Genomic DNA, 1027 nt, shown 5'->3' with positions numbered 1-1027 from the left:
GGGAGATGGCGGCCTGGGTCTTCGGCTTCAGCTGGAGCCGCAGCGCCTCCAGGTCCTTGGCCTCGGCGAGCTTGCGGCGGCCCGCGGCGGAGCCGCTCTTGGATGCAGCGTCGTACACCCGGAAGGTGATCTTCAGGTGGTCCGGGACCTTGCTGAGGTCGAAGTCCGCGGCCTCCACCGGTACCCCCACCATCCGCTGCAGCCCGGCGGCCAGCGACGTCGTCAGGGCGCCCTGGAGGGGGACGGTGGTGTCCAGGAAACGGGCGGCGAAGTTCGGCGCCGGGACGTAGTTGCGGCGGATCGGCTTGGGCAGTGAACGGATCAGCTCGGTCACCAACTGCTCCCGCAGGCCCGGGATCTGCCAGTCGAAGCCCTCGGAGGCGACCTGGTTGAGGACCTGGAGCGGGATGTGGACGGTCACGCCGTCCGCGTCCGCGCCCGGCTCGAACTGGTAGGTGACCTTGAACTTCAGCTTCCCCTGCCGCCAAGAGTCCGGGTAGTCGTCCTTGGTGACGGCCTCGGCGGACTCGTTGATGAGCATCGAGTGCTCGAAGTTCAGCAGGTCCGGGTCTTCCCGGTGCTGCTTCTTCCACCAGGAGTCGAAGTGCGCTCCGGAGACCACGTCCGCCGGGATCCGCTGGTCGTAGAAGTCGAAGAGCGTCTCGTCGTCGACGAGGATGTCGCGGCGCCGGGCGCGGTGCTCCAACTCCTCGACTTCGCCGAGGAGTTTGCGGTTGTCATGGAAGAACTGGTGGTGGGTGCGCCAGTCGCCCTCCACCAGGGCGTTCCGGATGAACAGGTCACGGGAGACCTCGGGGTCGATCCGCCCGTAGTTGACCTTGCGCTGGGCCACGATCGGGACGCCGTAGAGCGTCACTCGCTCGTACGCCATCACCGCGGCCATCTTCTGCTCCCAGTGCGGCTCGCTGTAGTTCCGCTTCACCAGATGCTGGGCCAGCGGCTCGATCCACTCCGGTTCGATCCGGGCGTTCACCCGCGCCCATAGCCGGGAGGTCTCGACCAGCTC

General features: G+C 67.4%; 1 protein-coding gene. It reads right to left on the bottom strand.

Annotated elements, in window-relative coordinates:
* A partial coding sequence (locus tag AB0I03_RS27190) for a DUF3418 domain-containing protein (RefSeq protein WP_360417517.1) occupies positions 1-1027 on the bottom strand: 1027 nt, incomplete at both ends.

The sequence above is a fragment of the Glycomyces sp. NPDC021274 genome, assembly GCF_040641195.1.
Taxonomy (GTDB): Bacteria; Actinomycetota; Actinomycetes; order Mycobacteriales; family Micromonosporaceae; genus Glycomyces.
The sequence above is the reverse complement of the archived record's forward strand: the minus strand, read 5'-3'. Positions and strand labels throughout refer to the sequence as shown.